This window comes from Lysobacter sp. ISL-50 (assembly GCF_018612875.1).
Classification (GTDB): domain Bacteria; phylum Pseudomonadota; class Gammaproteobacteria; order Xanthomonadales; family Xanthomonadaceae; genus Lysobacter.
The window spans coordinates 22,454-47,637 of sequence record NZ_JAGGRI010000010.1 but is presented as its reverse complement, the minus strand read 5'-3'; the positions used below and the strand labels follow the sequence as shown (position 1 = coordinate 47,637).

General features: G+C 67.8%; 22 protein-coding genes. 11 read left to right on the top strand and 11 right to left on the bottom strand.

All coding sequences use genetic code 11. From position 1 onward, the window contains the following. Positions 1–199: 199 nt before the first annotated feature. From J7J50_RS06765 to J7J50_RS06755, 3 genes are read right to left on the bottom strand one after another with little or no spacing between them, the layout of a single operon-like run. Positions 200–1,174, bottom strand: coding sequence for a DMT family transporter (locus J7J50_RS06765; RefSeq protein WP_215058295.1), 975 nt, complete (start codon positions 1,172–1,174; stop codon positions 200–202). A gap of 58 nt (positions 1,175–1,232) precedes the next feature. Further along, positions 1,233–2,060: an AraC family transcriptional regulator gene (locus J7J50_RS06760; RefSeq protein WP_215058294.1), complete on the bottom strand. Its 828-nt coding sequence runs from the start codon at positions 2,058–2,060 to the stop codon at positions 1,233–1,235. Positions 2,061–2,105: 45 nt separating this feature from the next. Continuing rightward, the gene (locus tag J7J50_RS06755; protein WP_215058293.1) at positions 2,106–2,570 is read right to left on the bottom strand and encodes a PIN domain-containing protein; all 465 of its coding nucleotides are present in this window, start codon (positions 2,568–2,570) and stop codon (positions 2,106–2,108) included. A gap of 343 nt (positions 2,571–2,913) precedes the next feature. On the opposite strand from J7J50_RS06755, the gene J7J50_RS06750 reads away from it, so the two are divergent. From J7J50_RS06750 to J7J50_RS06725, 6 genes are all read left to right on the top strand, one after another. Continuing rightward, positions 2,914–3,642: an aldolase/citrate lyase family protein gene (locus tag J7J50_RS06750; protein ID WP_215058292.1), complete on the top strand. Its 729-nt coding sequence runs from the start codon at positions 2,914–2,916 to the stop codon at positions 3,640–3,642. A 233-nt stretch (positions 3,643–3,875) separates the two neighbouring features. Continuing rightward, on the top strand, positions 3,876–5,081 hold the full coding sequence (locus J7J50_RS06745) for an ATP-grasp domain-containing protein (protein WP_215058291.1): 1,206 nt from the start codon (positions 3,876–3,878) through the stop codon (positions 5,079–5,081). After that, complete coding sequence (locus tag J7J50_RS06740) at positions 5,078–6,913, top strand: IucA/IucC family protein (RefSeq protein WP_215058290.1); 1,836 nt, start codon at positions 5,078–5,080, stop codon at positions 6,911–6,913. Before J7J50_RS06745 ends, J7J50_RS06740 begins: the two co-directional genes overlap by 4 nt. Beyond that, positions 6,910–8,088, top strand: a complete 1,179-nt coding sequence (locus J7J50_RS06735) for an MFS transporter (RefSeq protein ID WP_215058326.1) — start codon at positions 6,910–6,912, stop codon at positions 8,086–8,088. Before J7J50_RS06740 ends, J7J50_RS06735 begins: the two co-directional genes overlap by 4 nt. Beyond that, positions 8,066–9,832: an IucA/IucC family protein gene (locus J7J50_RS06730; protein WP_215058289.1), complete on the top strand. Its 1,767-nt coding sequence runs from the start codon at positions 8,066–8,068 to the stop codon at positions 9,830–9,832. The genes J7J50_RS06735 and J7J50_RS06730 overlap by 23 nt, the downstream gene beginning before the upstream one ends. Then, positions 9,829–11,067, top strand: coding sequence for a type III PLP-dependent enzyme (locus J7J50_RS06725; protein WP_215058288.1), 1,239 nt, complete (start codon positions 9,829–9,831; stop codon positions 11,065–11,067). Before J7J50_RS06730 ends, J7J50_RS06725 begins: the two co-directional genes overlap by 4 nt. On the opposite strand, the gene J7J50_RS06720 is transcribed toward J7J50_RS06725, so the two are convergent. The 8 genes from J7J50_RS06720 to fusA form a co-directional block, all read right to left on the bottom strand. Further along, positions 11,057–11,764, bottom strand: coding sequence for a hypothetical protein (locus J7J50_RS06720; RefSeq protein WP_215058287.1), 708 nt, complete (start codon positions 11,762–11,764; stop codon positions 11,057–11,059). The two genes, J7J50_RS06725 and J7J50_RS06720, sit on opposite strands and share 11 nt — an antisense overlap. A 191-nt stretch (positions 11,765–11,955) precedes the next feature. Beyond that, positions 11,956–12,477, bottom strand: a complete 522-nt coding sequence (locus tag J7J50_RS06715) for a hypothetical protein (protein ID WP_215058286.1) — start codon at positions 12,475–12,477, stop codon at positions 11,956–11,958. A 148-nt stretch (positions 12,478–12,625) separates the two neighbouring features. Beyond that, positions 12,626–13,258, bottom strand: a complete 633-nt coding sequence (locus J7J50_RS06710) for a LysE family translocator (RefSeq protein ID WP_215058285.1) — start codon at positions 13,256–13,258, stop codon at positions 12,626–12,628. A gap of 387 nt (positions 13,259–13,645) precedes the next feature. Next, positions 13,646–14,026: a thioredoxin family protein gene (locus tag J7J50_RS06705; RefSeq protein WP_215058284.1), complete on the bottom strand. Its 381-nt coding sequence runs from the start codon at positions 14,024–14,026 to the stop codon at positions 13,646–13,648. A gap of 88 nt (positions 14,027–14,114) precedes the next feature. Further along, entirely contained in the window at positions 14,115–15,386 is a 1,272-nt protein-coding gene (locus J7J50_RS06700) for a mechanosensitive ion channel domain-containing protein (RefSeq protein WP_215058283.1), read from the bottom strand. A gap of 30 nt (positions 15,387–15,416) precedes the next feature. After that, positions 15,417–15,803, bottom strand: a complete 387-nt coding sequence (locus tag J7J50_RS06695; protein WP_251044614.1) for a DUF4087 domain-containing protein — start codon at positions 15,801–15,803, stop codon at positions 15,417–15,419. Positions 15,804–16,018: 215 nt separating this feature from the next. Next, positions 16,019–16,921, bottom strand: coding sequence for a tetratricopeptide repeat protein (locus J7J50_RS06690; RefSeq protein ID WP_215058282.1), 903 nt, complete (start codon positions 16,919–16,921; stop codon positions 16,019–16,021). A 34-nt stretch (positions 16,922–16,955) separates the two neighbouring features. Beyond that, on the bottom strand, positions 16,956–19,004 hold the full coding sequence (gene fusA, locus J7J50_RS06685; RefSeq protein ID WP_215058281.1) for an elongation factor G: 2,049 nt from the start codon (positions 19,002–19,004) through the stop codon (positions 16,956–16,958). A gap of 413 nt (positions 19,005–19,417) precedes the next feature. On the opposite strand from fusA, the gene J7J50_RS06680 reads away from it, so the two are divergent. The 5 genes from J7J50_RS06680 (at position 19,418) to J7J50_RS06660 (ending at position 24,989) form a co-directional block, all read left to right on the top strand. Beyond that, complete coding sequence (locus J7J50_RS06680; protein WP_215058280.1) at positions 19,418–19,849, top strand: OsmC family protein; 432 nt, start codon at positions 19,418–19,420, stop codon at positions 19,847–19,849. A 219-nt stretch (positions 19,850–20,068) separates the two neighbouring features. Then, a complete protein-coding gene (locus tag J7J50_RS06675) occupies positions 20,069–20,785 on the top strand; it encodes an alpha/beta fold hydrolase (RefSeq protein ID WP_215058279.1) in 717 nt (238 codons plus the stop codon). A 103-nt stretch (positions 20,786–20,888) separates the two neighbouring features. Continuing rightward, entirely contained in the window at positions 20,889–21,590 is a 702-nt protein-coding gene (locus J7J50_RS06670; protein WP_215058278.1) for a hypothetical protein, read from the top strand. 311 nt (positions 21,591–21,901) lie between these two features. Beyond that, complete coding sequence (gene prpE / locus J7J50_RS06665; RefSeq protein WP_215058277.1) at positions 21,902–23,797, top strand: propionate--CoA ligase; 1,896 nt, start codon at positions 21,902–21,904, stop codon at positions 23,795–23,797. A gap of 109 nt (positions 23,798–23,906) precedes the next feature. Beyond that, positions 23,907–24,989 (top strand): suppressor of fused domain protein, encoded by a 1,083-nt coding sequence (locus J7J50_RS06660; protein WP_215058276.1) that lies wholly within the window; start codon positions 23,907–23,909, stop codon positions 24,987–24,989. Positions 24,990–25,184 lie beyond the last annotated feature (195 nt).

Sequence of the window (25,184 nt, the reverse complement as noted above, 5' to 3'; positions counted from 1 at the left end):
CGTGAGAAGCCGGACAGGGTAGTGAGCGCGTTATCGCCCGGGGTGCGGCATAACGCCGCAGTGGCGGGACTGTCCGGCACGCGTTCGATTTTGCGTAACGCTCTTGTGGTGCCGCTTGATTTTCGCGCCGTTCGTGATCGATGCGAACGCGGCGAAACCGCCACGAACCGCGTGTCGCAATCGAATCGCACGCCTGGCTTTAGTGCGCGGACCCTGCCTGCGTATCAGGCAAGGCGACCGGCTTCACGCGTAGCGCCCACACGACGCCGGCGATCAACAAGGCGATGCCGAGCAAGGTCAGCGGCTGCGGGAACCGGCCGCGCAGGATGAAGGCGTAGGTCAGCGCGAACAAGGTTTCGAACACGATCAACTGTCCGGCCAGCGCGGTCGGCAAGCGTTGGCTGGCTTCGTTCCAGCACAGGGTGCCGACCCACGACGCGAGCAGGCCGATGGCGACCATCAGCGCGATGAAGAATTCCGGCCTGGGGCCGAAGGGCATCGGGAAGCGGTCGTGGCTGACGCCCATGTACGCCCACAGAGCGATGTAGCCGATCAACGCCAACGGCAGCACCGCCAGGCCTTGCGCGGTGGCCCAGGTGCGCGGGCTGCGGCCCGGATGCGCGCGCAGCCAGTCGGCGTTGCGCAGCGGATACCAGGTCCAGCACGCGACCGCGCCGAAGGCGAGCAGGCCGCCGAGCGCGTAGCGGCCGAGGTCGGCATGGGCGTCGGCGCGCAGCGCCTGCAATTCCACCTGGTTGACGCAGCCGATGCCGGCGGCGATCAGCAGCAGCGACGGCGCCAGGCTCGCCCACGGCAGGCGGCCGTCGCGACGCGCGTCGCGCAGGTTGGCGCTGATCGCGATCACCACCGGCAGAGTGCCGATGATCATCGTCGGCAACGGCCCGCCGGCGCGCTGGATCGCGCTGGCCAGGCACAGGTAGTAGAGCAGGTTGCCGATCGCCGCCAGCTTCAGCGCCTCGATCCAGTCCGCGCGCGCCAGTTGCCGCAGCGCCTTGCGATCCAGCCACCCCAGCGGCAGGGCGATAAGGCCGAAGGCGAGGTAACGGCCGACCGATTGCAGCGCGGCCGGATACTCCGGCAGCAGCAACGGGCCGACGAAGACCAGGCCCCAGATCAGGCCGGCGAGCAGAGCGTAGAGGGTTCCTAGCAGCATGGCCGCAGCTTGCCGCACCGGCGCGGCGCCGTCTTGTAGCAGATTGCGCTTTGCCGGCTCAGCCGCCGCGGACCTGCTTCTGGTAGCGCGCGGGCGTGACGCCGTAACGGCGCAGGAAGGCGCGGGTCAGATGCGCCTGATCGGTGAGGCCGGTGTCGGCGGCGATGCGCGCCGGGGCGACACCGGCGGCGAGCAGGCGCTTGGCTTCGTGCAGGCGCAGCGCCATCAGCATCTGCTGCGGAGTGACGTGATGCTGGGCGCGGAAGCGGCGCAGGAAGTGGAACGGGCTCAGGCCGGCGATCGCGGCCAGTTCGTCCAGAGTGAGGCGATCGGCCAGATGCGCGCGCAGGTAGTCGATGACCGGAGCGAATCGCGCGGCCGCTTCGTCGCGCGCGCGGTGCGGGATTCGGGCGTGATCGCGGAATTCGATCAGCAGCGCGTACAACTCGCTGTCGAACGCCAGCGGATCGCGCGCATGCCACAGCGAGTCCAGTCGCGCGCTGATGCGGCGCGCGCGGAGCGGGTCGTGGCGCACCGCGTCGTCGAACCACCAGCCGGCTTCGCCGGTGATCTGCGCGGCGACGTCGGGATCGACATAGACCATGCGATACCGCCAGCCGCCTTCGGTTTCGGCGCGGCCGGTGTGCAGCACATCGGGATTCATCAGCACCAGCGAGTCCGGCGGGGCGAGGTGATCGCTGCCGCGGTAGCGGAAGCGCTCGACCCCGGATTCGATCGCGCCCAGGCCGTAGGCTTCGTGAGTGTGCGGCTCGAATGCATGGCGGACGATGTGCGCGCGGTACAACTCGACGCCCGGGCGATGCGCGGGCTGCCGGAACTGCGCGGCATCGAAGGCATCGACGAATTGGGCGGGCACGCCTTGCATGGGGCGAGTATGGCATGGGGCGGTGGCCGCGCCGTGGGTCGCTTGTCAGCGAGCCTCGGGCTGCAAGTTGCGCAGCGCCATCCAGGTGCGCGGAGTCATGATCTCGAACCAGCCCTCGCGCGCGGTGCGGCGACCGAGCACGATCAGGGCGTGATCGCGCGTCAACAACCAGCGCGCCCGCGCCGCCAGCGCCAGTTCGAGAAATTTCTGATCGTCGGTGTCGGCGCAGCGCGGCAACGCGACGCCGTCGAGGTCCTGCGGCGAATGCGCATGCGCATGCAGCAATTCGTCGTAGTCGCGCAGGCACGCGGCGCGCGCGGCCGGGTCGAGGGCGAGCTTGGGATAGTCGAGGATGCGCTGCCATTCTTCGCGGCAGGCGGTATCGGTTACCGCGTGCAGCGAACCGTCGCGCAACGCCGCCAGCAATGGCGCCGCCGCGGGATCGCGGAAGGCGAACAAATCCAGGCAGACGTTGCTGTCCAGGACGATGCGCGGCGTGGAAGCGTTCATGCGCCGTAACTGAGTGCTTGCATCGAAGATCCGTTCTCGCGCGCGAACCGCACAGCCGGTTCGGCTGCACCGAGTCCAAGAGCCTTGTTCGGGATAGCGTTCGTCACGGTCGAGTTGCTTCCTTCATTACGGCCGGCTCATTGAATACAGGCGACAAACGGGTGGCCATTTTACCCGCGAATCGTTACAGCCTGTCGCTCGGCGAGGCCCGGATTCGCTGCGTCCCGGTCAAAAAAAGTGCCTGCATTCAGTCGGTTCGGCTATTTCGTGATGACGAACAGCAATTGCGACTCATTCGCATTAACGATATGATGCAGCCCCCACTCGCTCTGCCGCCCCCGCCATGAGCCGTTACATCGGATTGCTCAATTCGCTGCCCGCGCCGTTGCTGTGCGAAATGATCGGACGCGCGGGTTACGACTTCATCGTGCTGGACCTGGAGCATCTGCTGGTGTCTCCGGATCAGCTGCAGCATGCGATCCGCGCCTGCGAACTCGGCGGCTGCGAACCGTGGGTGCGGGTGCCGGAAGTGGACGTGAAGCTGATCGGCCGTGTGCTCGATGCCGGCGCGAAAGGCATCGTCATTCCGCGTCTGGAAACCGTCGATGAGGCGATGCGCGCGGTAAGCGCGGCGCGTTTTCCCCCGCTGGGACGGCGCGGAATCACCGGCGGCCGCGTGACCGGCTTCGGCCAGATCGGGCTGGACGAATACATCGAGACCGCGAACCGCCAGATCCGCGTCGTGCCGATGATCGAAAGCGCCGCCGGCGTGGCGGCGCTGAGCGAGATTCTGGCCGTGCCGGGCATATCGATGGTGATGGAAGGCGCGCTGGATCTCGCGCTCGATCTCGGCTTGGGGCCGAACCCGACACACCCGGACGTATGGACGGCGCTGCAGCGCATCGCCGAGCGATGTCGCGCGGCCGGCGTTGCGTTCTGCGCCAATCCGCGCAACGACGAACAGCGCGAGCACTGGGCGAAACAGGACATCGCGTGGTGGCTGGCCGGTGAGGATCGCGGCGTTCTGCAGGCCGCGTTGCGCAATCACTTGAGCGTGCTGCGCAAGAACTGACATCTCCCATCCGCGCAAGGAATTCGTAGTGATCGGGCATTCCAGACAGCACCGGCTCGGTGTGGTGATCGGCCTCGCTTTGCTTTTTCGAAGGCTCGTTAGCGATGAACGACCTGTTCGACCGGCTCGCGGCATCGATACCAATTCCAGGACCGGCAGGCCGCGCCCGGCTACGGCAAAACCGTCGGCTTCGAATTCACTTTCTGACCCTTCCCCCTCAAGGACTCGCATAGATGGACGCTAATCCCCTGGTGATCCTCACCCACGTCCGCCACCCCGCCGTCACGGAGGGATTCATTCTCGCCGCGCAACGCCTGGGACTTCCGGTCGTGCTGCTGACCGATTGCCGCCTCGACCACCTCGAATACTTCAGCGCGAATCCCGAATTCGCGCCGCAGCAGATCATCGAGTGCGATGTATTCAATCCGCTGAGCGCGATCGACGCGCTGCGCACGCTCGGCATTCAACCGGCGGCGGTGTTCTCCAACAGCGATCACCTGCAGACCTCCGCGGCGCTGGTGGCGCAAGGCTTCGACGTGCCCGGCAAGGACTGGCGCGTGTGCTACGCCGCCAAGAACAAGGCCGCCATGCGCAAGCGCCTGCGCGACCTGGGCCTGCCGACGCCGTGGTTCCACAGTTGGACGCAAGGCCAACCCTTGCCGGCGGACGCGCGCTTCCCCGTGGTCGCCAAGCCGCGCGAAGGCGTCGCCAGCCTGGACGTGCAGCTGTGCGCCTCGGCTGAGGAATTGCAGGCCTACGGGCAAAAATACTGGAGCCGGTTCCCGGGCCGCACCGTGCTGCTCGAAAGCTTTCTGCGCGGGCCGTTGTTCACTGTGGAAACGCTCAGCGACGGCCGCCACGCCCGCGCCGTCGGCGGATTCGACGTGCGCCTGTCCGAGCCGCCGCATTTCATCGAACTGGAAGCGACCTGGAACGGTCCCATCGGCCTGCGCCATCGCGAACAGGCGCTGGCGCAGGTGCTGGCCTTCGGCGTCGGTTTCGGCGTCTGCCACAGCGAATTCGTGCTGACCGAGAACGGCCCGGTCCTGATCGAGATCAATTACCGCAGCATCGGCGACGGCCGCGAGTTCATGCTCGACCGGTTGTTCGACGGCCGCTGGTTCGAGCACGCGCTGCGCCTGCACCTGGGGCAACCGCTGGATCTGCGCGCTTGGCAGACGGCCAAGCAGGGCCTGGTGCGCTATTACGTGGCGCGCAATGCCGGTCGGCTGGTGCAGGCCAGCGAGGATCGCACCGAGGCATCGCCGCGATCGCACGCGGTGTACCGCAGCCTGCGCAAGCAGGGCGAAGAGGTGCGCCTGAGTCAATCCAACAAGGATTACCTCGGCGCGCTGAGCGTGATCGCCGACAGCGAAGCCGATCTGACGCAGGCCCTGTCCGTCGTGGAACCGCAACTGCACTGGGACATCCGCGCATGATCGCGCCCTCGATCGTGCGCGACGCCGATACCGACCGCGCCTACGTCGCCTGGCGCATCATCGATTGCTGCCTGCGCGAAGACGTGCGCGGCATCGTCGGTCGCGGCGGCGAAGCGGCCGCGCCGGCCGATGTCGTCCGGGCCTGGGGCGCAGGCGAGCCGCCGCAACGGTGGTGGCGCGTCGATCATCTGCCCGCCGGTGTGTTGTGGCTGCCGGTCCGCCGCAGCGACGCCATGCAGAGCGTGAGCGCGATCAGCGACGGCTGGGTCAGGCAGAGCGCCGACGGCTTCGTCCCGGAACACGGCGCCGAAGCCTGGCTGGAACTGATCGGTCAGGACATGGACGAAGAGACCGTGCTCCTGCACCGCGCCTACGCGGAAGAAGCGGCCTGCGCCGCGCAGCACCGCGCCCTGGCGCGCACCGCATACGAGCGCAACGCGCCGGCGCTGGCGACCGTGCTCGACAGCGAAGGCTGGACCGAGCGCGCGCTGCGCATCGATCAGGTGGCCAGCTATCGCGACCATCCCTTCTATCCCACCGCGCGCGCCAAGTCCGGCTTCGACGAGGCCGCGCTGCGCGGCTACGCGCCCGAGTTCGATCCGAGTTTCGACCTGCATTGGCTGGCGGTGCCCAAGCAAGCGCTCACGCAGACCACGCCGGCGCCGGAATTCTGGCCGCGCCTGCGCGAGCTGGGACTCGCGGAATCGTTCGAAGCCACCCATTCGGCCATGCCGGTCCACCCGCTGACTTGGTCGCGACTCGATGAGTTTGCGCTGCCGGCCGATACTTTGCGCGCGCCGCTGGCTTATCTGCGCGTGCGGCCGACGTTGTCGGTGCGTACCGTCATGCCGGTCGATCACCCACGTCACCACATCAAGCTGCCCTTGCTGATGCGCACGCTGGGCGCGCTCAACCTGCGGCTGATCAAACCTTCTACGCTGTACGACGGGCATTGGTTCCAGCGCGTGCTCAGCGAAATCGGCGCGACCGATCCGGCGCTGCGTGGACGTTTCCTGCATGTCGATGAAGCCCACGGCGGCCATGTCGATGAGGCCAAGCATCTGGCCTATCTGGTGCGCGAATACCCGCAGTCCCTCGACGGTGGCACGCTGGTGCCGGTGGCCGCGCTGTGCAGCGCGATGCCCGATGGCCGGCCGTTCGCGCGGCATCTGGCCGATCGCTTCCATGGCGGCGATCTGCTGGCCTGGTGGCAGGACTACGCGCAGCTGTTGTGCGACGTGCATCTGCGCCTGTGGCTGAGCTATGGCGTGGCGCTGGAATCGAACCAGCAGAACGCCGTGTTGATCTATCGCGCCGATGCGTCGCCGCGCCTGCTGATGAAGGACAACGATTCGGCGCGAGTGCTGCAGCCGCGCCTGCGCTCCCGATTGAACGACGTCGATCGCCATGGCCCGCTGCGCGACGAGCGCATCGCGGTCGGCGACGACGACGCCCTGGCGCGGATGTTCTGCACGATCACCTTGCAGCTGTGCCTGGTCGCGGTGCTGGAGGGCGTGGCGGCCGGCGATACGACGCTGCGCGCGGCGATGTACAAGACGCTGCGCGCGGCGCTGTCGTCGGCGCTGCAAGGCTTGGAAGCCGAAGGCATCGATACCGCCCCGGCCTGGACGCTGCTGCGTGCGCCGCGCCTGCCGGTCAAATATCTTCTCTGCGCCGGCAGCCTCTACAGCAAGAAGGCCACGGGCGCGGCCGACATCAACAAGTTCTATGGCGACAGCGGCCCGAACTTCATGCTCGCGACCGCCGAGAGCGACGCCGATGTCGCGCCTGCGCCGAAGATCGCGTCCGAACCCGCGAGCGAGGCGGCCTGATGCGCATCCTCGGCCCGGTTCTGACGGCGCACTATCTGGCGGCATTCACCGCGCTGGGCTTGCCGATCTTCATGCCGCGGGTGCTGGCCGAACTCGCCCCCGGCGCGCCGGATTGGCTGGTCGGCGTGCTGTACGTGTTGCCGACGATCTGCACCGCGTTGACGGCGAGTGCGTGGGGCAGGTTCTCCGATAGCTACGGCCGCAAGCTGTCGTTGATGCGCGCGCAGATGGGGTTGGTGATCGGCTTCGTCCTGGCCGGCACAGCGCCGAATCTTGCGGTGTTCGTGCTGGGTTTGGTCGTGCAGGGAGCCTGCGGCGGCTCGATGGCCGCCGCCAACGCCTACCTGTCCACGCAATCGCAAGGCGCGGCGCTGTCGCGATCGCTGGATTGGACGCAGTTCTCGGCGCGCCTGGCCATGGTTTCGGCGCCGCCGTTGCTCGGGCTGGTCACCGGCAACGGCCAGACTTTGCAGTTGTATCTGTATCTGGCGGCGTTGCCGGCGCTGGCGCTGGCGATCACGTGGTGGCTGCCCACCGACACCATCGCCGCCAAACCCAAAGCGAGCGCAGGGCAGGTGCCGGTCGCGTTCGCCGACGACCGGCGCGAACTGTTCGGCCTGTATGGCGTGCAGTTCCTGTTCTGCTTCGCGATGGTCGTGACCTTTCCGTATTTCATTCCCTACAGCGAGCGGCTGGGCGTCGGCAACGACAGCATGGCCGGGCTGCTCTACAGCCTGCCGCACCTGGTGTATCTGCTGGCGATGCCGTGGTTGCGCTCGCGCCAGACGCCGTCGCAACGCAGGCTGTTCGGCGGCTTGTTCCTGCTCGCCCTGGCCTGCGCCGCGCATGGCGTGCTGCACAGCGCCGCGTGGTTGGCGCCGGTGCGGGTGTTGTACGGCGCCGGGATGCTGCTGGCCTTCAGCGGCATCAATCGCGCCTTGAGCGAATGCGCCAGCGGCCGTCCGGCCGGCCGCCTGTTCGGCACCTTCGATGCCTGCGGCAAATGGGCCGGCGCCCTGGCTGGCGTGTGCGCCGGCGCCCTGGTGCATCGCTATGGCTTGTCCATGCCCTTCTTCGTGGCCGCCGCGGTCAGCGCTCTGGCGCTGTCCCTGGCGGTCTATACGTTCCGATTCCAGACTCAGAGGCAACGTCATGTCGCGACAAACGATGCATGAACAGTGGTACGACGGTCAGGCCCAGGCCAACGCCATCGAATGCTGGTTGAACTGCTATCTGCGCGAGTTCGCCATACCGCGCGGGGAAGTGGATTTCGATTATCGCGGCCAGGACCGGCCGGCGCGCTTCGATCAAGGCGGCGGCGCCTTGATCCGCCTCCGCTTCGCCCAGCCCGGTTATCGCCTGATGGTGCGCGCGCAGCGCGGCAGCCGGCTGGGCCGCTGCGAATACGCCGGATCGCCTTATCTCAAGTCGCCCGGCGAGCCCTGGCGATCGGCGGATGCGGCGACGTTGATCCATTTCCTCCTGGACCGGCTCGCGGACGAATGCGGCTTCAACCATGAGCTGCAGGCGCAGTGCGACAACAGCATCGCCGTCAACGCGCGCCTGCTGGCGCTGGCGGCGGACGCGCGCGAAAGCGGAAACGCGATGCTCGACGCCGAGCAGGGCATGGTCTGGGGACATGCCCTGCATCCCACGCCGAAAAGCCGCGAGGGCATCGATATCGAACAGGCCCTGGCCTGCTCGCCGGAAGCGCGCAGCGAGTTCCTGCTGTACTGGTTCCGCGTCGATCCGCGATTGCTGCAACGCCACGGCGCTGACGTTACCCCGGTGCTCGCGAAACTGTCCGGCGAGGACCATCTGTACCCCTGCCATCCATGGGAAGTCGAGCGCGTCCTGGCCAATCCGGTGTGGCAGCGCGCCCGCGCGCAGGGCCTGATCGAACCGCTCGGCGGGCTCGGCGAAGCGCTCGCGCCGACGTCGTCGGTGCGCACGATGTATCACCCGCAGGCGGATTACTTCCTCAAGATGTCGATCCACGTGCGCCTGACCAATTGCGTGCGCAAGAACGCCTGGTACGAACTGGAAAGCGCCGTCGCCTTGACCGATCTGCTGGCCAGCGCCTGGGACGACGTACGCAACCGCGCCACCGGCTTCGACGTGCTGCTGGAACCGGCGGCGACCACGCTCGACTTCGCCGCCGCGGCGGGCGAGGGCGACGAAGCCGACGTGCGCGAACTCGGCGAGAGCTTCGGCATTCTTTATCGCAACAGCTTCCAGACATTGGTGCTGGAACGTTACCGGCCGCAGGTGGCCGGCGCCTTGTTCGCCCGCGACCGGCTCGGCAACAGCGTCTGCCGCGAACTGGTCGAGCGTTACGCGCGCCATCACGGTGGCGGTTACGCCCACGCGGCCGAGATATGGTTCGCGGCCTACGCGAAATGCCTGCTCGACGGCGTATGGCTGGCGTTCTTCAAGCACGGCATCGTGCTCGAACCGCATCTGCAGAACACCTTGATCGGCTTCAACCACGATTTGCCGGCGCGGGTGTGGGTCCGCGATCTGGAAGGCACCAAGCTGGTCGCCGAACAATGGCCGCCCGAGCGGTTGCAGGGATGGTCCGAGCGAGCGCGCCAGTCGGTGCAGTATTCGCGCGAACTCGGCTGGAATCGCGTCGCGTACTGCGCGTTGATCAACAATCTGGCCGAAGCGATGTTCCATATCGCCGCCGGCGACAGCGCGCTGGAAGACCGCTTGTGGAGCGTCGTCGGCGCGCTGGCCGTGCATTGGCAGGAACGCTTCGGCCGTCAGCCGTTGCTGCAGGGCCTGGTCGAGGGCGACGCGCTGCCGAGCAAGAACAACCTGCGCACCCGCGTGTTCAAGCGCGCCGATCGCGATTCGGACTACACCGCGCTGGCCAATCCGATCCGCGTCTGGGCCGCGGCCGAGGAAGCGGCATGAATCCGGCCGTCGCCGCTGCCATCGGGCAACTGCGCGCGCAATCGGGCGATGGCGTCTGCGCCTACATCTACGATCTGGCCTCGCTGCAGGCGCATGCGCGCTGGATGAAGTCCTGTATGCCGCAAGGCTACGAAATCTACTACGCCGCCAAGGCCAACGCCGAAGCCCCGGTGCTGCGGGCGCTGGCGCCGTGGGTGGACGGTTTCGAGGCCGCGTCCGGCGGCGAGCTGCGCTGGCTGCACGAACAACAGCCCGGGCGCCCGCTGCTGTTCGGTGGCCCGGGCAAGCTCGACAGCGAACTGGCCCAGGCGGTGTCCTTGCCCGATTGCACCGTGCATGTCGAAAGCCTCGGCGAGTTGCGGCGGCTGGCGCGCATCGCCGCGTCGGCGGGCCGGACCGTGCAAGTGTTCCTGCGCATGAACATCAACGTGCCCGGCATCCGCGATACGCGCCTGATGATGGGCGGCAAGCCGACGCCGTTCGGGCTCGATGAGGATGCGTTGCCGCAGGCGGTGCAATGCCTGCGCGAGAACCCGCACCTGCGCCTGGAGGGTTTCCACTTCCATCTGATGTCGCATCAACGCGACGTGGCCATGCAGCTTGAGTTGGTGCAGGCCTACGTCCGCACCGCCGTGCTGTGGCGCGAGCGCTACGGTCTGGACGTGCGCACGGTCAATGCCGGCGGCGGGTTCGGCATCGATTACGCCGACCACGCGAATTCGTTCGACTGGCAGGCCTTCTGCGATGGCTTGCGCGAACTGTCGCTGCCCGAGCGGCACGGCCTGCGCATCCGCTTCGAGCCCGGCCGCTTCGTCAGCGTCGCCTGCGGTTACTACGTCATGGAAGTGATCGACATCAAGCGCAGCTTTGGGGAGCACTTCGCTGTCGCACGCGGCGGCACCCATCACTTCCGCACGCCGGCGGCGCAGAATCACGACCATCCCTTCCATGTGCTGCGCGGCGACGGCGCGCCGACGCTGCGACAGGAGAAGGTCACCCTGGTCGGGCAGTTATGCACGCCCAAGGACGTGTTGGCGCGCGGGCAGGCGGTCGAGGCGCTGGCGGTGGGCGATTGCCTGGTGTTTCCGCTCGCCGGCGCCTATGCCTGGAATATCTCGCACCAGAACTTCCTGATGCATCCGCCCCCGCGGATGGTGTTCCTCGAACCCGGTGCCGCGGCGCCGGCGGCGACATCGGACGTCGGCGCTCACGAGGTTGTTGCGCTTACGGCTTGACCTCGCGGATATCGGCGCTGGCGATGTGCCAGGCGCGCTGCTCGGCGCTGGCGCCGTCGACGACGGCGCGGCGAAGCGTGTAGCCGCCGATGTATTTGCGCTGGCTGCCGTCGCGCTGGGTCGCGGCGATCGCCACCGGCACTTCGACGTAGCGCTGGCCGGCGCCGGCATCGACGCGGCCGGGCGGCATCACTTCGACCGATACGCCGGCTGTCTGGGCGAAACCGTTCGCGAACTGCTGCGGGTCCTGGCCGCTGGCGCGGCCGCCGTCGGACCACAGCGTGTAGGCGTGGTCGAAATTCTTGCCGTTGATGGCGGCGTAGTAATCGCGGATCACGGCGACCGCGTCTTCCGCCGTGGGTTCGGCGGTGGCGGCGTCGATGGGCGCGGCGTCGGGCGCGACGGCGGCGGGGTCCGGATTCGGCGCGATCTCGCCGGCGACCGGCAGCGGATTGCCGTTTTCGTCCAGCGCCTGCGCGGCCGGCGGCGTTTCGGCGGGCGCGCCGACCTGGCCGGGGCCGGGCTTGTCGGGCATGCCGGTCACGCCGCCGCGGCCGCTTTCGGGCGCGGGCAGCGATTGCCCGGAGTCGCCTTGTGCGTTCTCGCCCGCGGCCGGATCTTTGCCGCCGCAGGCGGCGAGGGCGAGCGAGATCGCCAGCGCGGCGGCCGGCAGGGTCAGCGGATGAAGTGAGCGCATGTGTGATCCATCGAGCGGGTCGCGCCGCGCCGGGTCGGCAGCGCATGCGTCGAGTGTATAGGCGCGCTCGCGGCCGCGGCGATGTGCCGCACGTCGGGCCGGGGCGCGCGCTCAGCTAGCTGGCTGCGCGCTGAGCCGCGGGCGGGGCGGGGGCGGCATGCGGGCGGTTCCGGCCGCAGGTCGGCGCGCGGTTACTTCAACTCGACCGCGATCGACGCCGCGGTCAGTTCCCAATGCCGATCGACCGAGTTGCGGCGCATCCGGTACCAGCCCTTGTAACGGCGGCCTTCGCCGTCGTCCAGGGTGACCCGCAGATTCACCGGAATCTCCAGCAGTTCCGGCACCGGTTCCTGGTCCAGCGCAGTGGGCGTTTCGTTTTCGATCCGCACCGCGCGTGGATTCTTCAGCGATCGCAGATCGGATTCTTCATTGCCGCGCGGCTGGCGCTGATAGGCCCAGTGCTTGTCGGCTTCCTCGCGCTTGCCGCTGCCCAATTGCTGCAGATACGTATGCAGCACATCGACCGCTTCGACATAAGCCTGCTGGCGTTGCCGCTCCAGCGCCTGCGCGCGCAATTGCGCGGCGGTCGGGCCGGACGCGGTCGTCGTCGCGGGCGCCGGTGCCGGCGCGGCGTCGGCATCGCTCTGGCTCTGGCGTTGGCAGGAGCAGCCGACGAAGGTCAGCGCGAGCAGGGCGGGAATCAATAGGCGCATCGGTGCGGGTCCGGGTGAGGCGCCGCGCGATTCGCAGCCGCTTGCCGATGCTAACGGCTGGGGCCGGCGCTTGCGAACGCCGCGCCGACCGGCGGCGCGGAAAAACCGCCGCGCGTCACCCATCGATGCCGCGCCATCGCCGACCGCGTCAGCTGCGCTGCTGCACCGCCAGGCGCAGGCCCAGGGCGATGAACACGCTGCCGGTCAGGCGTTCCTTCCAGCGGCCGCCGCCGGCCTTGAAGCGACGGCCGAAGCGGCCGACCGCGAAGCTCAGCATCAGGCTGTTGAGCATGCCGATCATCGACAACAACCCGCCGAGCACCAGGAACTGCAGCCACACCATGCCGCGCTCGGGATGCACGAACTGCGGCAGGAACGCCAGGAAGAACAGCGCGACCTTGGGATTGAGCACGCCGGTCACCACCGAGCGCAGATACACATCGCGCGCCGAGACTTGCGTGCGCACGGGCGCCGTGTCCGCTTCCTGCGCCGGCGCGCCGCTGCGCCAGGCCTTGATGCCGAGCCAGATCAGATAGGCCGCGCCGGCGTACTTGATCACTTCGAACGCCAGCGCCGATGTCGCCAGCAACGCCGACAGGCCCAGGCCCGCGGCCAGGGCATGGATCAGCGTCGCCGTTTCCAGGCCGAACGCCGCCTGCACGCCGCGCGAGGTGCCGCCGGCCGCGCTCTGGGCGACGATCCAGGCGGTGCCGGGCCCGGGGATAAGCACCAGGATGGCGGCGGCGATCAGATAGGTGGCGAGGGTGGCGGTGTCGAACATGGCGGCGGAATCGGTCTGGACACAGAAGCGAAGTCTGCTCCGAGCCGAGGGTTTCTCCAAGCCCGGTGGGGGCGGGGCCGCCGCCGCACGGCCGGCAAGGCGCATTCCGCGAACGCGGCGATGGCCCGACGGCCGCCGCCGGGTCGATGCAGGCTGCCCGGGACATCGCGGAGCGCGACGTCGAACTGATGGCTGTCGCTGGCTACGGTCGGCCACAGCCCGCTGTCGTCCTGTGTTTTTTGCTCGTCATTCCCGCGAACGCGGGAATCCAGGGCCTTTCGTGCGAGAACGCTTGAAGTCGCTGGATGTTCGGCTCCGCCGAAGTAAAGTAAAGCGGAGCCCGCCTTCGCGGGAATGACGGGCAAAGACCCGGAAAATCGCGCCGCATCACGCCGGCACGTAACTTTCCCCACGCAACTTATCGATCGCGGCGACGAACGCCTCGGTGCCCGGCCACTGCCCGATCCGCCCGAGCTTCTTCGCGCCGCGGAACACCAGGAACGCCGGGATGCCGTGCAGGCCGAAGTGGATGCCCATGCTTGGGTCTTCGTAGACGTTGTCGTGCAGCCACTCCACGTCCGGCCAGCTGAAGCGCTCTTGCGCCAGCAGCATCTGGCCCTTAGCGATATCGCAGTTCGGGCAGTCCTTGCCCCACAGGAACAGGATGCGCAGTCGGCCGTCGTCGGGCAGGAATTCGGCCAGCCGCGCTTCGCGCACCAGCTTCATCGGAAACTGCCAGAAAAACCGCGGATGCGTGGTCTCGGTCACGCGGCCATCCTACTCCCGGCGCGGCGAAGCTGACCGGCGACGCGGGACCGTCCATCGGCACGCTGTGTTGCGCCGCCGGGACGGATGGTTACTGCGCCACCAGCCCGATCGCGTTCTTGCGGAACGCCGCCAGGGTCGCGTCGTAGATATCCGAGATGACGTTGTGCTGGCCGTTCTCCGGATCGCTGATCCAGAAATGGCCGTCGAGCTGGATGCCCTTGTCGTTGACGCCGGTGATGTACATATGCGGCGGCGGTTGTTGCAGCACGCGTTCCTGCGCGGCCATCGCATCGACGAACAGTTGGCGCGCCACCGCCAGGTCGGCATCGCCCTTGACCAGGATGCCGCAGACCAGGCGCAGATTGCGGTCGGACCAGGACTGATTGACGATGACGTTGCTGGTCAGGCTGTCGTTGGGAACGATGGCTTCCACGCCGTCGCGGGTGCGGATCATGGTGTAGCGCACGGTCATGCGGGTGACCCGGCCGACGATGTTGTTGGTGGCGATGTTGTCGCCGACCCGCACGGATTGTTCGAACAGCACGATCAGGCCGCTGATGTAGCTGGCGGCGAGTCTCTGCAGGCCCAGCCCCAGGCCGATGCCGAGCGCGCCGCTGAAGGCGGCCAGCGCGGTGAGGTTGATGCCGCTGATCGAGAAGATCACCGCGGTCGCGCCGATCCATACCGCGACGCTGAAAATCCGCGACAGCGCCAGCACGAAATTCGGCTGCAGGGTGCGGCTGCGGCGCAGCAGGTTGGTCACCGCCTTGTCGCCCCACAGCGCGACGATGGCGATCACCACCCCGACCACCAATCCGCGCAGCACGCCTTCGCTGGACAGCGCGATGCCGCCGAATTCGAACTTGGCCGAATACATCTGGGCGATCAGCTTGCTGCGGTCCTTGAACACGCCGAACACCAGCGCCAGCCACGACACCACGGTCACCAGCCGCAGCATGACTTTCAGCAGCATGGTCGGCCGGAACAGCAGTTCCACCACCATGCCGAGCACGCGGATGAACACGAACAAGAAGAGCAGGGTGCCGCCCAGGCCGATCAGCGGATTGTCGAGCGTGCCGCCGAACAGGCTCAACAGGCCCAAGGTCAACAGCATCAGCAGCGGCGTGCACAGGTACTCGACCAGCGTGCGCAGGTTCGGCCGATGGTGGCCCAGCATCAGCTTGAGCTTGCGCGTGGCCAGCACGCCGATGATCAGCGCGGCCATCAGCACCAGCACGGTCACGATCAGATCGGTCGGATTCGATACCACGTCCAGGGCATCGGAGACGATCTCGGCCAGTTCCGGATCGTGCTCCAGCGGCGGGCCGTGGTCGGGCGGGAGAGTGAGGTCGAGAGCCATCGGTGTCGTGTGGGTGAGGGGCGGGCGCGATCAGTCGCGCGGTTCTACCAGCTTGGGATCGCGCCGGCATTGGGCCAGCGTTTTGCCCGCCGACGAGACGATGCGCTTGACCTGCATGGTCTTGCGATCGGTCAGCACACGCATGCAGGCGCAGCCGTGGCCGTAGCTGCCGCCGCCGTAGGACACCCATTGCTTCTCGGCGATCGGCGGCGGCCAGTCGCCTTCGGCCTGCTCGCCGCCCTGGGTCGCGATGATCCATTCGCCGTCGCGATCGATCAGCCAGGCGTTGGCCGGCGAGGGATTGACGAACCAACCGCAGCGATTCTCGACAGCGCCCTTCGCCGAAGCCGATTTACCCTTCGCCGCAACCTCCCAAACCGGCAAGCCGGCGACCAGCACCATCAGCAATACCCCCAAGCGCCCCGCACCGGTTCGCCTCCGGCACGGCTCATGGCGATTGCGTTCGAATCCAGCGAGCGTCGGCATCGTGCATTCCTCCGTCGATGTCCATGGTAGTAACGCCGCTTCGTGCGCGCCGTGAGCGCGACGCATCGAAGCCGGCTTCAGACCGTCCGGGCCGTCATCGGCCCGAGCGGCAATACGGCAATGCGGCCCGAGCCGATTGTCTGCGTTCAATCCGTGACGCCGGCGGCAAGAGAACAGCGGAATTCGACCAGGCTCGCTTCGGGATGCTCGCCCAGCCAGTCGTCGATGGCCGCGCGCACCATGGTCTCCTCGACCGCGGCCAGGCCGATCCAGCGTGTATCGCTGCTGTCGTCGACCACCGGATGGTCGTGCGCCTGAACCGGATCGCCCTGCGAGCACGCCGCGCAGATGTAGCGCACCGACTGGGTCCAGTCTTCGATCTGCCCGTCGCCGCGATGGATGCGTTCGGCCAATGTGCTCAGCAGTTCCGGCGCCGGCGTGGCGATCCAGGCTTCGAAGGTGGAATACGGCGAGGCCCGCCACAGCTCCAATTCGTCGAACACCGGGTATTCGTTCTCGCCGATCCGGCGCCTGCCGTTGGCCGCGCCGTCGTGCAGGACGATGTCGGCGTAGCGATGGCCGCTGCCCGGGAAGGGCACGTTGCGGATGCGGCCGCGGGCCGGGTCGATGCGATCGCACCACACCACTTCGGCATTGCCTTCCGGGTCGATGCGCACCGCGCCCAGGCTGCCCTGCGTTTCGATCGGGCCTTCGCCCTCGGGCAGGGGAATGCCGTAGCGCCGCCATGCCTCGCGCGCGCTGGGCCAATCGTGCAGCGCGGTCGCGGCGATGCCCAGGTTCCAGCACGCGCCCTGGTGGCCGCCGTCGCGCTCCAGCGCCTGGCGGTTGGCCGCCAGCGACTGCGCCCACTCGCCGCGGTATTTGTGCACCAGGCCGATGTTGAACCAGGGCGCGGCCCAGGCCGGATCGGCCTGGGTCGCCTGCTCGTACCAGTTCAGCGCGCGCGCTTCGTCGCCGCGGTGGCTGAGCCGGTTGGCGTAGGTGTTGATCAGATCGGCGCGTTCGCGGGCGCTGCGCGGCTTGGGCATGGGAACGTAGGGCTGTGGACGAACGCGAACGGTATCAGTCTTCCTCGTGCCTGGGTTTGTAGGCCTCCACCAGTTTCTGCTGGACGTTGCCGGGCACCGGTTCGTAATGGCTGAAATCCAGCGAATACCGGCCGCGTCCGGCGGTCACCGACTTGAGTTCGGCTGCGTAGCCTTCCAGCTCCGACAGCGGCACCTGCGCGCGCACCACGATCTCGCCGCCGCGAATGCTGTCGGTGCCGCTGATGCGCGCGCGCTTGCTGGCCAGCCCGCCGCTGATGTCGCCCATGTGCTGCTCGGGCGCGTTGACTTCCAACTCGACGATGGGCTCCAGCACTTGCGGCCGCGCCTTGTTGATCGCGTCCAGGAACGCCTTCTTGCCGGCGGCGACGAAGGCGACTTCCTTGCTGTCCACGCTGTGGTATTTGCCGTCGTAGACGATCACGCGCACGTCCTGGATCGGATAGCCGGCGACCGCGCCGTCGTGCAGCACCTGGCGCACGCCTTTCTCCACCGCCGGCAGGAACTGGCCCGGAATCGTGCCGCCCTTGACCTCATCGACGAACTCGAAGCCGCTGCCGCGCGGCAAGGGTTCCACGCGCAGGAACACTTCGCCGAACTGGCCGGCGCCGCCGGTCTGTTTCTTGTGGCGGTAATGGCCTTCGGCGCGTCCGGCCACGGTTTCGCGATAGGCGATGCGCGGCGGGCGCGCCTTGACCTCCACACCGTACTTGTCCTTGAGCCGGTCGATGTTGATGCGCAGGTGCAGGTCCGACAGGCCGCGGATCACGGTTTCGTTGGTCTCGGTTTCGTGCTCGACCTGGAAGCACGGATCTTCCTCGGACAGTTTGTGCAGGGCGGTGGCGAGCTTCTGCTCCTGGCCCTTGCTCGCCGCTTCCACCGCCAGGCCGAACATCGGCCGCGGGAAGTTCAGCGGCGCCAGATGGATCTGATCTTCGTCGTGGCTGTCGTGCAGCACCGCGTCGAAATGCAGTTCCTCGACCTTGGCCACCGCGGCGATGTCGCCGGGAATGGCCTGATCGATCTCGACATGGTCCTTGCCCTTGAGCTTGAACAGATGCCCGACCTTGAACGGTTTCTTGCCGTCGTCCACGAACAATTGCGTGTCTTTCCTGACCGTGCCCTGGTAGACGCGGAACACGCCGAGCTTGCCGACGAAGGGATCGTTGACGATCTTGAACACATCGGCGATCACGTGCGCCTTGGCGTTGGGCACGGCCAGTATCGGCTTGGCGTCCTCGCCGATGCCCTTGAAGAACGGCGGCGCGTTGGCTTCGCCCGGATGCGGGAATAAGTGTTCGGCGACGTCGAGCAGTTCCTTGACCCCCGCGCCGCTGCGCGCCGAGCAGAACAGCACCGGCACCAGATGGCCTTCGCGCAGGCATTGCTCGAAGGCCTGGTGCAGTTCCTCGCCGGACAGGCCGCCTTCGCCGAGGTCGAGGTAATGCTCCATCACCGTTTCGTTGATCTCCACGACCTGGTCGATGATCTTCTGATGCCAGTCGCCGACCGGGCCCAGGTCGCTGTCGCCGGCGGAGGCGCCGAAGCAGTCCACGACTTTGCCGCCGCCGTCGGCGGGCAGGTTCAGGGGCAGGCATTCGGCGCCGAAGGTGTCGCGTATCGCTTCCAGCACGCGCGCGGCGTCGGCGCCTTCGTGGTCGATCTTGTTGATCACGATCGCCCGGCACAGACCGCGCGCCTTGGCGTGTTCCATCATGCGCCGGGTGCCGTAGGCGACGCCGGTGTCGGCGTCCACCACCACCGCGACGGTTTCCACCGCGGCCAGGGCCGACAGCGTGGGGCCGCGGAAATCCGGATACCCGGGGGTGTCGATCAGATTGAGGTGGATGCCGGCGTGATCGGTGCTGGCGATGGCGGCGTCGAGGGAATGCCCGCGTTGTTTTTCGACCGGATCGAAATCCGACACCGTGGTGCCGCGTTCGATGCTGCCTGCCGTCTGGACTGCGCCGCCGGCCTGCAGCAGGGCTTCGAAGAGCGTGGTTTTGCCGGCGCCGGGGTGGCCTGCCAAGGCCACATTGCGAATCGATTCTGTGCTGTAGGACATGAGCGGACTTCTCCCTGGACGTAAGGGTGCGAAGGCCGTCATGGCTGTCCGCGCTGCGCGCCCGAGCGTGGCGCTCGGCGGGCGGTCATGGCGGGCCGGCGGGTCGCCGGGACCCACAGACTCCCGCAGGCGGCGGGGTGGGTCAAGCCCGGACACGCGAAGCGCGCACTGCTTGGCGATTGCGGGTGTTGCGGTGCGGCAGGAAGGCCGGGAGTCGGGAATGGGGAATGGGGAACGGGAATCGGGAATCGGGAATCGGGAATCGATAGAACCTGAAGCTTCGTTTGGACGATACAGTCGCACCTGCCTTTCCGATTCCCGATTCCCCATTCCCGATTCCCGCCTCCCGATTCCCGCCTCCGTAACATCTTCGTCGCTACCCTAAGCCTCCCCTCACCGCACCGGAGCCACACATGGGTATCTCGCGTCACGCCACCGCGCATTGGGAAGGCGATCTCAAGAGCGGGCAGGGCCGTCTGAGCACGCCGCAGAGCGGGCTGCTCGACAACACCCGCTACGGCTTCAACAGCCGCTTCGGCGAAGAGAAGGGCACCAATCCGGAAGAACTCATCGCCGCCGCCCACGCCGGCTGCTTCACCATGGCCTTGTCGGCCAAGCTGACCGAGGCCGGGCATCCGCCGGCCAAGCTCGACACCCGCGCCGAAGTCGATCTGTCGATGGAGGGCGGCCCGACGCTGTCGCAGATCCGGCTCAAGGTGACCGCCGAGGTTCCGGGCATCGACGCGGCCAAGTTCCAGGCCATCGCCGAGGACGCCAAGGCCAACTGCCCGGTGTCGAAGGCGCTAAGCGCGGTGCCGATGAGTCTGGAAGCGAAGTTGGTCTGACGCTTTTCCTTCTCCCGCATCGCGGGAGAAGGTGCCCGCAGGGTGGATGAGGGCGCGCGAAAACGGGTCGGCGGCGCTGGTCGCAACTCCGCATGCCCTCACCCCAACCCCTCTCCCGCAAGCGGGAGAGGGGCTAGAGGCCACTGGCGGATAGTGGGCTGAACAGAAAGGCGGAAGACGACTCATCGAGCCCCGTTTAATGCCCGTCCGAAAGAATCCATGACATCACCAATCCCGATCCGCCACGTTCTGCTGATCCACGGCGCCGGTGCTGGCGGCTGGGAATGGAATCTGTGGCGCGAGGTGCTGCACGCGCGCGGCGTGGACACGCTGGCGCCGGACCTGCAGCCTTCCCCGCAAGGTATCGAAGCGACCACGCTCGACGACTACCGCGAGCAGATGCGCGCCGCGCTGGCGGCCTTGCCGCGTCCGCGCGCGGTGGTCGGCGCCAGCCTCGGCGGCCTGCTGGCCTGGCTGTGCGGCGATCTGGCCGACGCGATGGTCCTGATCAACCCGCTGCGGCCCCAACCCTGGGCCGCACCGCCGATCCCCGACACCGACGCCGCGACGCGCCCCGCGCGCGAATGGCCCGATCTCATCGCCTGGCGCCGCCATGCGCGCCTGGCCACGACCCGCCGCGCCATGCCCGACGCCGACGAGGCCGCGATCCTCTACGCCCAGCGCCGCTGGCGCGACGAATCCGGCGCTGTCCTGCGCCGCGCCCTGGCCGGCGTCGACGCGCCGCGGCCGGCCTGCCCGGTGCTGTGCATCGCTTCGCGCGGCGACGAAGACGTGGAACCGCAACTCACCGCCCGGTTCGCGGCCGCGATCGGCGGCAATCTGATCGTCGGTCCCGGCAGTCATGTCGGCCCCTTGCTGGGCCGCGACGCGGCGCGGACGGCCGCGCAGGCGGCCGACTGGCTGTCGGCGAGGTAAACGCTTCACGCCCGCATCCGCCGCGCCCGCCCGCATTCAGCCCGGGTTGACCGCCGCGGACCGACGATCCGCTTCGCGCCATCCCGGCGCCCGGGAGTCCACCATGAACCGCTCGCTCGTCACCGTCCTGGGCCTGGCGCTGGCCGCCGTCACCGGCGCCGCCTCGGCGCAATCCTACGGCTACCCGCAAAACAGCTATCCGCAGAACACCTATCCGCAGAACACCTATCCGCAGAGCACCAGCAACGCCAGCTACAGCTCGCAGATCGATTTCGCGCGGGTGGTCCGGGTCGATCCGGTGTTCGAAACCTACAGCACCCAGCCGGTCAACGGCCCGCGCTGCTACGAGCGTCCGACCTATGTGCAGGGCGACGCCTACTACGGCGACGGCAACGGTAACGGCGACTCCTATTACGACTCCTACGGCAGCGAGCGCCGCAGCGCCGGCACCGAAGGCGGCCGCACCGCCGCGACCGTGGTCGGCGGCATCGTCGGCGCGGTGCTCGGCAGCAAGGTCGGCGGCGGCAGCGCGCGCTATGCGACCTCGGCGATCGGCTCGATGGTCGGCGGCATGGCCGGCCGCAGCATCTACGAGCAGAACAAGCGCAGCCAGCAGCCGCGCACCGGCTCGGTGCGGGTGTGCGACCCGGTGTCGAGCAACGGCAACTATTACCCCACCGGCGGCGAACGCGCGGTCAGCGCATACGACGTCACCTACGAATACGCGGGCAAGACCTATCGCACCCGCACCGACCACAACCCTGGCGACCGCATCCGCGTGCGCGTGGACGTGCGTCCGGACTGAGCCTCGCGTCGAGCCGCCGCGACCGCGGCGGCGTTGGAATCGAACACGCCGGAACCCAATCGGCGAACCCGCGGCGCAAGCAACGGTGCGCCGCCTTTGCCGGTAAACGCCGGGACCGCGAGGCTCCGGCGTTTTTCGTGGGCCTGGGTTCCTTCGCGGCCGCTTCGTCGGCTGCGCTTCGCCCGCGCTCGCTTCCTCGGCGAAGCGCACTTCACGTCCGCGCAACGGCCGCGCGCCTAGACCATGGTCGTAACGCGTCCGATACGCCCGTGGTCTAGCCTGCGGGCGGATACCCTGGCCGAGACTGTCGCATGCGCTATGAGGAGTTTCACCGCCGCTCGATCGAGCAGCCCGAAGCGTTCTGGGCCGAGCAGGCCCAAGCGATCCATTGGCATACGCCGCCGCGGCAGATCCTGGACTATTCCCGGCCGCCGTTCCGGCAATGGTTCGCCGGCGGCGAAACCAATCTTTGCTACAACGCCATCGACCGGCATCTGGACGAACGCGGCGATCAACTGGCCCTGGTCGTGATCTCCAGCGAAACCGGGCAAACCCGCGAGCTGAGCTACCGCGAGCTGCATCGCGAGGTGAACACCTTCGCCGCGGCGCTGAAGTCGCTGGACGTCGGCCGCGGCGACCGGGTCGTGATCTACATGCCGAACATGGCCGAAGCGGTGTTCGCGATGCTGGCCTGCGCGCGCATCGGCGCGGTGCATTCGGTGGTGTTCGGCGGCTTCGCCGCGCACAACCTGGCGCTGCGCATCGACGACGCCGAACCCAAGCTGCTGATCTGCGCCGACGCCGGCATGCGCGGCGGCAAGGTCATCCCGTACAAACCGCTGGTGGATGCCGCCTGCGCCGAGGCCTCCACGCCGCCGCCGCACGTGTTGATCGTCGGCCGCGGGCTCGATCCGGATCACTGCGTCGTCGCGGGCCGCGATGTCGATTACGCCACGCTGCGCGCGCGCTACGACGGCGTCGAAGTCGATGTGCAATGGCTGGAGTCCAACGAGCCCAGCTATCTGCTCTACACCTCCGGCACCACCGGCAAGCCCAAGGGCGTGCAGCGCGATGTCGGCGGCTACGCGGTCGCGCTGGCCTTGTCGATGTGGTCGATCTACGACATCCGCGCAGGACAAGTGATGTTTTCCACCTCCGACGTCGGCTGGGCGGTCGGCCACTCCTACAACGTCTACGGCCCGCTGATCGCCGGCGCCACCTCGGTGTTGTACGAAGGCCTGCCGACGAATCCCGATCCCGGCATCTGGTGGCGCATCTGCGAGCAATACGGCGTGCGCACCATGTTCTCCTCGCCGACCGGCATCCGCGTGCTGAAGAAGCAAGACCCGTCGTGGCTGAAAAAACACGATCTGTCGCGGCTGCAATGGCTGTTCCTCGCCGGCGAGCCGCTGGACGAGCCGACCGCGCACTGGATCACCGACGGCATCGGCAAGACCATCATCGACAACTACTGGCAGACCGAAACCGGCTGGCCGGTGCTGGCGCTGATGCCGGGGCTGGACCTGAAACCGGTCAAGTTCGGTTCGCCCGGTTTGCCGACGCCGGGCTATCACCTGCGCGTGATCGACGAAGCCACCGGCCGGGATGTCGGCGCCAACGAAAAAGGCGTGCTGGTGATCGTGCCGCCGCTGCCGCCGGGCTGCATGACCACGGTGTGGAACGACGACGCCCGCTTCCTGTCGAGCTATTTCAGCCATTTCAACGAACTGCTGTACAGCTCGCTGGACTGGGCGATCCGCGACGACGACGGCTACACCTTCATCCTCGGACGCACCGACGACGTCATCAATGTCGCCGGCCATCGCCTGGGCACGCGCGAGATCGAGGAATCCGTCGCCAGTTACGCCAGCGTCGCCGAGGCTGCGGTGATCGGCGTGCACGACGAACTCAAGGGCCAGGTGCCGGTGGTGTTCGCCACGCTCAAGCCGTCCGGCGAGCAGGACCCCAAGCTCGCCGCGGCCGGCATGCAGCAATGCGTGGTGCAGTTGCTCGGCGCGGTCGCGCGGCCGGCGCGGGTGTATGTGGTCAATGCGCTGCCCAAGACCCGATCGGGCAAATTGCTGCGGCGTTCTATCCAGGCCCTGGCCGAGGACCGCGATCCCGGCGATCTGTCCACGCTGGACGATCCGGCGGCCCTGGACGAAGTGCGCCGCGCGCTCGAACGCGGTGCCGATGCGGGCGGATGATTCACCTTTGATCACCGACTGTGCGCGTTGACAAAATTTTTCCGCAATCGCGTTAGCATCTGCGCACTTGGCGAGCATGGCTGGCCCGACGAAATCCAAGGCGGACGCGATGCGACATTCCGAAACCGAGCCCCCCACCGATGAGGATCGCGCTCCGGGTTGGGACGCGATCAATCACGCGCTGAACCGGATCTATCCGCGGCAGGAGCCCAAGCACTACGGCACCCTGATCGGCTTCGCCCTGGGCGGTGCCGATCCGCTGCCGGGCATCAGCGCGTACAAGCGCATCACGCCGGTGCCGCACTGGCATTTCGTCACCTACGGTTTCAGCGAGCTGTACGAGAAACAATCCGACGATCCGCAGCTCAGCGGCTACGGTTTCGAATTGACCCTGCGCCTGAGCGATCCCGACGACAGCGAAGAACCGCCGGCCTGGGCGCTGAATTTCCTGCAGAACCTGGCGCGCTACGTGTTCGACAGCGGCCATGCGTTCCACGCCGGCCATTACCTCAACGCCAACGGCCCGATCGCCGCCGACAGCGACAGCGCGATCCGCTCGGTCGCCTTCGCCCACGATCCGGAGCTGCCGCCGATCGACAGCGAAAACGGCCGGGTCGAATTCCTGCAGGTGATCGGCCTGACCAACGAGGAGGAATTCGCGCTGAAGCGCTGGTCCACCTTGAAGGTGCTGGACGTGTTCAAGGATTACCTGCCGCTGTGGGTGACCGATCTGGAACGCGGCTCGCTGCTGGCCGATCCGGATGTCGCCGCGCGGCTGGCGGAAGGCTCCGCGCGCGAGGGTTCCTCGGTCGGCATGATCTACACCGATCAGCTGGGCTGGGAGCAGCGCAAGCGTCTGCTGCGGCCGCCGCTGACGCACGTATCGATCGGCGCGCGCCAGGTCGGCGAACTGCTGGCCTTGTTGCCGCTGCGCCTGCCGTTCGGGCATGCCTTCACCGTGGTCGGGCCGGATGCGCGGATCGCGTTCGAACCGGCCGCGCGCAACGGCGCGGACGCCATCGACGGCGCGCTGCACCTGCGCCTGGATGATCGCGCCATGCGCAGTCTGGTCGCGCGCCTGCGCGCGCAGGCCGGCGAGTACGAGGTCGAGGGTTTCCCGAGCCTGCTGATGCAAGTGCAGAAGACCGAGATCCGCGCGCAGGACGGCAGCGTGGAGCAGGTGATCGGCTGAGCGGCGCGGCGTTGCGCGCAAGTGCCGCCGGCACGGCCGGGCTTGCGCAGTCGCGCGGCGCTCCGGGCGGCGCGGGCGATGCCCGGCATCGCGATCCAGGTCGCATCCATGCGCGTTTTTCGCGCGACTTTGCGCATTCAGGCGCTTGCGGCCGAGGCCGTCGCCGGTTCCCGGCCACGCCGCGTCATCGGCCGG

Excerpts from the sequence above, each read along its gene's own strand:
- J7J50_RS06765 (WP_215058295.1), bottom strand. The coding sequence starts at position 1,174 with ATGCTGCTAGGAACCCTCTACGCTCTGCTCGCCGGCCTGATCTGGGGC.
- J7J50_RS06760 (WP_215058294.1), bottom strand. The coding sequence starts at position 2,060 with ATGCAAGGCGTGCCCGCCCAATTCGTCGATGCCTTCGATGCCGCGCAG.
- J7J50_RS06755 (WP_215058293.1), bottom strand. The coding sequence starts at position 2,570 with ATGAACGCTTCCACGCCGCGCATCGTCCTGGACAGCAACGTCTGCCTG.
- J7J50_RS06750 (WP_215058292.1), top strand. The coding sequence starts at position 2,914 with ATGAGCCGTTACATCGGATTGCTCAATTCGCTGCCCGCGCCGTTGCTG.
- J7J50_RS06745 (WP_215058291.1), top strand. The coding sequence starts at position 3,876 with ATGGACGCTAATCCCCTGGTGATCCTCACCCACGTCCGCCACCCCGCC.
- J7J50_RS06740 (WP_215058290.1), top strand. The coding sequence starts at position 5,078 with ATGATCGCGCCCTCGATCGTGCGCGACGCCGATACCGACCGCGCCTAC.
- J7J50_RS06730 (WP_215058289.1), top strand. The coding sequence starts at position 8,066 with ATGTCGCGACAAACGATGCATGAACAGTGGTACGACGGTCAGGCCCAG.
- J7J50_RS06725 (WP_215058288.1), top strand. The coding sequence starts at position 9,829 with ATGAATCCGGCCGTCGCCGCTGCCATCGGGCAACTGCGCGCGCAATCG.
- J7J50_RS06720 (WP_215058287.1), bottom strand. The coding sequence starts at position 11,764 with ATGCGCTCACTTCATCCGCTGACCCTGCCGGCCGCCGCGCTGGCGATC.
- J7J50_RS06715 (WP_215058286.1), bottom strand. The coding sequence starts at position 12,477 with ATGCGCCTATTGATTCCCGCCCTGCTCGCGCTGACCTTCGTCGGCTGC.
- J7J50_RS06710 (WP_215058285.1), bottom strand. The coding sequence starts at position 13,258 with ATGTTCGACACCGCCACCCTCGCCACCTATCTGATCGCCGCCGCCATC.
- J7J50_RS06700 (WP_215058283.1), bottom strand. The coding sequence starts at position 15,386 with ATGGCTCTCGACCTCACTCTCCCGCCCGACCACGGCCCGCCGCTGGAG.
- J7J50_RS06690 (WP_215058282.1), bottom strand. The coding sequence starts at position 16,921 with ATGCCCAAGCCGCGCAGCGCCCGCGAACGCGCCGATCTGATCAACACC.
- fusA (WP_215058281.1), bottom strand. The coding sequence starts at position 19,004 with ATGTCCTACAGCACAGAATCGATTCGCAATGTGGCCTTGGCAGGCCAC.
- J7J50_RS06680 (WP_215058280.1), top strand. The coding sequence starts at position 19,418 with ATGGGTATCTCGCGTCACGCCACCGCGCATTGGGAAGGCGATCTCAAG.
- J7J50_RS06675 (WP_215058279.1), top strand. The coding sequence starts at position 20,069 with ATGACATCACCAATCCCGATCCGCCACGTTCTGCTGATCCACGGCGCC.
- J7J50_RS06670 (WP_215058278.1), top strand. The coding sequence starts at position 20,889 with ATGAACCGCTCGCTCGTCACCGTCCTGGGCCTGGCGCTGGCCGCCGTC.
- prpE (WP_215058277.1), top strand. The coding sequence starts at position 21,902 with ATGCGCTATGAGGAGTTTCACCGCCGCTCGATCGAGCAGCCCGAAGCG.
- J7J50_RS06660 (WP_215058276.1), top strand. The coding sequence starts at position 23,907 with ATGCGACATTCCGAAACCGAGCCCCCCACCGATGAGGATCGCGCTCCG.